The following is a 6,592-nucleotide window of genomic DNA, read 5'->3' as shown; positions in this document are numbered from 1 at the left end:
GTGCAAGCTTTTTGAGTCTATACCTTGTTTTCCCTTGCACCATTATACCACATTATTCGCCTGTACTTCACTATTCATGCGCTTTGTACGCTTTTTCAGGAAGCCCTATTTATTTGGAAGAATCACGAACTTCACTCGGTTTTGGCAGCACATACCTATTCTTGTATTCATCGCTTGTCAGCTGCAGATACTCGGTCTTTCCGAGCCACGCATTGGAAGAATATCCGTTCAAACTAAGCATAGCTCTTAGTTCTATCATGCGCTCATTATCCCAAAGGGATGACAGATTATCTTCGCCAATACTAGACAAGACAAATCGCTCGAATTCCTTCTTGTAGATATCAATTGAGCTGTTCTCTTTCTTTTCTGAAAGGAACCAATTATCCCCATTGAGTAGTCTTGAATAGCGTTCTGCACGATCAATAAGCACCAAATCTGTTTTTATAGCCACTGAACCCAAACCGTAAGGTTTTCCCAGACCCACTTTATGGTAACAATCATCAGGCAATTCAAGTGAAAACAACAGGCCTCCTAGTTCAACGCGGGATAGATTCTCAAACCTGATTCTTCCTTTAAATTGTGCGCCTGGTTGCACCGGTTTCACTGGACGTGTATGCTGTGAATCATTTTTTGGCAAAGGGCCCCTTTCCTTCCAGCCAAAGTCATCTTCTCTACCATGAGTATTGCGGTGCCAGTACATTTTGTATCCCCGTATAGTGGCTTCGCTATCCCAGTGGCGAAGATCATTATTGCTTGTGTTTGTCCCAGAAGGTTGTTCAAGGTAGTGTTGAAAACAAGTAGGCTTGGGGGAAGAGAGAATCTTCAGTGTCGCTTTGTCCATGAATAGGTTCGCACCATTTGACTGGAGTTCTGCATCCTCAAAGTAAACCCGGCCAGCCCAGTGTTCAAGTTTGCCAAATATAGCCTCTACGACATCACTGACTTTATTTGCATCTTTTTCAGGATTCAGTTTTTTTGGCACATGATCACCGACAGACCATGAATACCTCTTTCTAAATAGAGCCGTGTGTCCAAAATCCGAGATGTTACCTTTTTCGTCTGTCAAATAGAAGCAGGGAACCTCTTGCGCCTTTTCCAGCATCTTAAGCAGATTGGTCGAGCTTCTGGATTTGTCTTCTTCGTAATCTTCGATAACTTGTTGTGGGATTACGAGAGCAGACTTATCTGGATCTGCAGTGTTGATGACCCATTGCATGTGTTTCTTCTTTCCCAGAGGACCGGAAATTATCAAGTAACCTTCAATTGAATCCTTAAACTGTATTTTCGACACCTTGTCTAGCCTGGCGTATTTCAGTTTCAGACCTGAGTGAGGGTACAATTTGCAGCCTTCTGGAGCAAAATGGACCTTTTCAAAAGTAAAAGTCTTAACTGCATCACTTTTCTCAAGACCATTAGGAAGAAAGCTCTTACCTTCGAAGCTTCCGTTAATTCTGTAAAACTGTGTTTTTTCAATATACTTGGAGGGTTCGATGAAATACCTCGCCCCCAACCTCTTCAGAATCCCAGCCTGAACCTTTGGAAAACAGCCGGCATCTTCATCTATTAACGCAGATTTGTATAGCTTTCCAATACTACTTGAATCGACCGTTCTATAATAAAGATTTCGGTCTTCAAAATCCTCTTTCTCCTGGAATTTTGCAAAGGATGCGATCTTCATGATGTTCTTTGTAAGCCCTCTGATAGTGCTTCCTGGAATAAGAGAACGACCGCCTATCTCGAAGAACTCCGATTGCTTCGATAATCTGCGGATATAGACCGGCGTTATGGTATCAATTGTGAGGTCTATGTAACCGCTCAACAATCCGTCTTTGTAAGAACCGAATCCGGGGATTAAACTCCCATGTTCGGATTCAACGACTACATCATTGAGAGGAATGAAGTTATATGGAGCACGAGATGGTTCTCTCTTTTCCACTTTTGTAAAATGCTTCTTTGGTGCTTTTTCAGGGCTTACCTTGGGCTGTATGTTAGGTGAATTCTTCAACCCGTATTTCTTCTCGCCAACTGTGATTTCAACTACCTTTCCATCGTCTCTCTTTACGGAAACCTCCTTCTCATTTGCTTCGTAAGGAATATCAACCAAACCATTTACCGGCATAGATTTACCATCGGCAAAGATGACGTTCACGATTTTCTTTTTCTTCTTTGAAAGGAATACTTTTAGGGTTGCTTTTTCCTCTGTTATCATATATTCCCCTCCATTCTTATTGAAACAAACCTGCTATCCACAAACGAAGCCTGTCCAATTTCGTTGTAGTCAACGTAATTTCTTGTTCTCAAAACGAGCCTTTCTGTCCCTGGCAGTAGTGGGTTCTCTACAAATGATTCAGGAAGCTCGTATTCAATGCCTCGAGCCTCCGACACTTTTACCATCCCGTCAGAGCTGAAAAATTTTGTGCCCCACATCACTTGATCGGCATCGATTACTTCTATTTCCTCTCCAGACTGGTCATTCCTTATACGATATTTGAACCTATCTTCAGCTTTCCAGGCATATAATTCTCTGCCTCTATCAAATATCCTGATCCTGAGAATGTGTTTACAAAAGTTATCAAAGCCACCGAGTTGCTCCAAAAAGCCCTCGTCAAATATCCCGAACTTGATTTCGTAGTTCAGCCAGCAGACAATTTTCAGTCCACCAAAATCTCGAGTAATCTCATTCAATTCATCGCATTTGCAGTTCCCTGTTGTCGCAGTTGAATGTACTATATCAATTTTGCGCATGTTCATGCCTCCCAACATGCTCCAAGAACTTAGAAACATATTCCTCCATAATGTTCCTATCGCCTTTGATATCAAGACTGCCCTTTTCATTCTTATTAATTTCTAGCTCTCTTGCATCAACGCGAATTCTTGCCTGTTTTCCCACAAGAAGTCCTCTCCCTATCGACTTTTCTCCGCCAACTGGCAAATCAGCATTCCACAGATCTTTCAAAACGAGCAGCATAAGTCCAACTTCCCACAAAGAGTCCTTGTCTTTCTGTTTCTTCACCTGGATCCTTGCTTTTATCTTCTCTTCCTTATGCCAGATGGGCTCGGTTTCAAACAGAGCTCCCCCAATCACACTACCTGTGAATCTGTCAATTTTGATTCTGGGTTGTCTCTCCTGATTAACTGTATTTTTGTTTATGTAACTTTCCGTTACCCTGACTCTACTTTTTGACTTATAAGAATCTTTCCCTTCTTCATCAACCCATCCAAAAAGCTCTCTTATGTCTTCTGGATCTTCATTTCCTGACATGTGTTTTGCGGAGACTGTGTTATAGATTCTCACTGCTCTATCTCTCACCGCCCCTTTGAGGGCTGTTCCTGACAGCACGAATTGTTCTCTACTGGTAAGAGCGGTCTTGTCCGGATCCTTGTCTTCATCTTCTCCACTTTCAGTTACCGAAGCCCCAATCATCAGCGCATTCTTGATTTCAAAAACTGCATCAATATCAAGCAGCAGATTATTTCTCTTTTCCAGCTTAGGATACTCTTTCAGATTTACTGAGAAGTGATCTGAGTCTTCTGTAAGACCATTCTCAAGATACTTAAGCCACTTTCTACCGTCTTCCGGGAAAACAAAACGGTAAGCTTTGACTTCAGAAATGGCTATCTTTCCAAAACCTTTAGACCCCATGGCTCCAATCGATATTGCTCCACTTTCCAGCTCAGCAACAATCGTTGCCAGCAGGGAGAAAATGCTCGATTCAATATCTTCTTGACCGTCTCTTATAGTCAATTCAATGCGTAAATTGAACTCGGAACCCTTTTCAACCAGCTCGTAATCGTACTTCTTTTTCTCTTCAACTATGCCGGTCAGCCTGTTTATCTTTATTCCATCTCGAGTAGTTACAACAGGAGCATCTAATGGATAAAGATCATCGACAATCAGAATACTCTGTGAATCTCCAGAACCAAAGATGCTTCTAGCTACTTCTGTTGTTTCATATTCGTTTTCCAGATGGTGTTTAAGTGCTCCAGTGAAGCTAGTTCCAGGGATGTAAGGCTGTCCTTTTTCGTTTAGAATGACTTCTGTATCAACAGTGCTGCCTTTTCCTGTGCCTATTATCAGCGGAGACTCATTTCTTATCTTCCCCGTGATCAGAAACTTTTCTTTTATAGAGCTCAACTCAATCACCTCCATCTTTTTTATGGAGAATCCTGATAAATCTGAAAAATGATGTCCAGTAGGATTTGGCAAGATCAAACTTAGTCTCTTCACTGTCCAGGTCTATTTTTAGCATGTCAATATCTCTTGCCCTTTCCCATTGCCTAATCTCATTTATCACCGGTTTGTCAAAAGCTTTCAAGTCATTCATGATTCCAGCTTTTTCCAGACTATTAGCCGCTTTCTTGGGTGTTCTTACTTCTTTGCTAGAATTGTCGATTTTTTTTGCGTACAGCTGGTCAAGTTTTTCCAAGAAGTCTTTCTTGCTATTGGCTTTAGATAAGAAATAGAGGATCCTTCCGGCAAGATGATTTTTGATGTGTGAAAGGTAGGGATTAGCTTTGCCTTTCCCGAGAGAATTAAGTTTCAGAAATCCTCTGTGTGCAGCGAATAAGGACATTTCCTCAAGCATTATTTCTTTGAGTATACACAATGAATACTCTGGAGCCAAGGGAGTTGAATCGAGATCTTCTTTGTTCTCACGGAGAATTGCTTCCGAAAAATCCGAACTAACTATCCTCAATTTGCCGAATCCTTCTGCCACTCTTTCGCCTAGGCCATCTCTAAGTATCTTTTTGAGACCAATGAAGAAATCGACATCATCGCCAGAGGCTTTAGAGACTATGAAACTCGAACCGGGAGCAAAGGCTATTTCTCTTTCATTGTTCATTTTCCATACGCGAACGTAGTTATCGAAGTATTCGATATTGACGGCAGCTCTTTCTATATCGATCTTGCATTTTGTGAGTTGCTCGATCTCATGACAGAGACGATCTACACTGGTGTCAGGAAAGCCAAAATCGTTGTGAAGTATTACGGGTGATGTCACTACCAGCAAGATCGGCTCTTCTAATTCAGGTTCGGGAATACCTTCTATCTCTCCGAATACAAGTCTGGCATTGCCGTACTGTGAGGATGATGATTTGCCAATGCTCACGCGAAATTCATTTCCTAAAACTTCTTGAAGTACTCTAAGGTCATCCTCAGTGGAAACAATGAAACCCGAGAATTCCTGACCTGCTTCAAGCGATTCATAGTAGAAAAGTGATCCATCAACATTATGTCCAGTCTCTCTGTCCCTGGTATTATGAAACTGAACGTCTTTGCTAACTGAAATGGCGGTTATGATTGTGCCGTCATCTCCATCAGTTATCATGGAAAAACCGCCAAGCGGTTTGCTCTTTACCATTCCTGAAGGTTCTTCAAATATGTCTAGTAAATCTTTAGAAGCATTATCGTCCTTGATTTTGTGAATATTCATAGGAGTCGGGTAGTAAATCTCTCCATCTTTCTCTGGAAATGCAGGTTCTACCCTAAGTCTTCCATTCAGGATCAGTTCAAAGAACAATTCATCGTTGTGAGCTTCAGCAAGATCAAGAGATCTGATTATTCTATCAGCAATAATTCCTCTTACTGTAGTCCCAGGAAGCATCTCCAGTGAATCGATCATGCTCTGATCGCCATTCTTTTTAGAAATCACAAGTGGTGAATCAGTCTTTATTGCGTATTTCAGGCGCATAATTTTGCCGCTCTTGAATGTGCCAAGAGTTTCATATACTCTCTTGGTCGGTTTCTCTGTTGAGTATGTTTTCTTCAAGAACTCTAAAGCTTGATCGATGCCATTGACATCAATCCCTTTAATTGCGGCTTTTACTTTCCCGAATCCCCTATTACGTTTTAATCCAATCCTGCGTACATTAAGACAGGCCAAATGAAAGAGTGCTTTTTCCGCTTCTGTGAGTGGTGAATCAGCTTCAATCGCTGCCTCAAAGACTATTCCTGGTTTGAGAACTCTGAAGGTCCTCAAGGTGTGTTCCTTAGCCACTTCAGTTTGTAAGTCAATTGAAGTGTTCTGTCTTGTGTCGGAGAAATGCGAAAGGATCTTCTCTTTGTTTGTTAGTCCTCTGAAGAGTTCGTTAGACTTGAAATACTTGAGCTCGCGCGAGATTTCTTCGCAATTCTCGATCTCAAGATTCCCAATCCAGACTTTTCCCTTAGAAGTACCAGCTACACCAAAGAGAGACTCAACTAGGTCTCCTTCAATGCCGAGCATTTCAGTCACTTCAGTTGCACTTTCCAGAAGAACGCCCTTGATTCTTTTCGCAGGAATATATGGAAGTCCATCGGTATGCGCAACCAACTCAGTATCAATGATACCGGCTCCTTCACCAGAGCTGATAGCGGTGTAACTAAGTGTCGTTATTTCAAACCGCATTCGATCACCTCCAATGGTCTTTCGGGAAGAAACTCCATAAGCTCGATCGCATCATAGTAAGGAGTTCTGCTGTTTATCCAGACGTTTCTGGTATAGGATTCGTGAGGGATTCCGGGAAGACTTAGTCCTTGAGACTCTGTTTCTTCAATAAAACTACGGATCTGTTCTTGCGAATCGAAAAGCCTTTCCCTCAGTTTCATTAT

The 6,592-nt window shown here is 41.8% G+C and carries 4 protein-coding genes; all 4 read right to left on the bottom strand.

The genetic code is table 11. The annotated features are described in order from the left end of the window. Nucleotides 1–109: 109 nt before the first annotated feature. From ENN47_08460 to ENN47_08445, 4 genes are read right to left on the bottom strand one after another with little or no spacing between them, the layout of a single operon-like run. Entirely contained in the window at nucleotides 110–2,209 is a 2,100-nt protein-coding gene (locus ENN47_08460) for a TIGR03986 family CRISPR-associated RAMP protein (protein ID HDP78199.1), read from the bottom strand. After that, nucleotides 2,206–2,835, bottom strand: coding sequence for a TIGR03984 family CRISPR-associated protein (locus ENN47_08455; GenBank protein HDP78198.1), 630 nt, complete (start codon nucleotides 2,833–2,835; stop codon nucleotides 2,206–2,208). Before ENN47_08455 ends, ENN47_08460 begins: the two co-directional genes overlap by 4 nt. Beyond that, nucleotides 2,732–4,150 (bottom strand): hypothetical protein, encoded by a 1,419-nt coding sequence (locus ENN47_08450; GenBank protein HDP78197.1) that lies wholly within the window; start codon nucleotides 4,148–4,150, stop codon nucleotides 2,732–2,734. The genes ENN47_08455 and ENN47_08450 overlap by 104 nt, the downstream gene beginning before the upstream one ends. Continuing rightward, nucleotides 4,137–6,389, bottom strand: coding sequence for a hypothetical protein (locus ENN47_08445; protein ID HDP78196.1), 2,253 nt, complete (start codon nucleotides 6,387–6,389; stop codon nucleotides 4,137–4,139). Before ENN47_08445 ends, ENN47_08450 begins: the two co-directional genes overlap by 14 nt. Nucleotides 6,390–6,592 lie beyond the last annotated feature (203 nt).

It is taken from the genome of Mesotoga infera, assembly GCA_011045915.1.
GTDB lineage: Bacteria > Thermotogota > Thermotogae > Petrotogales > Kosmotogaceae > Mesotoga > Mesotoga infera_D.
This window is presented reverse-complemented; position numbering and strand designations above follow the sequence as displayed.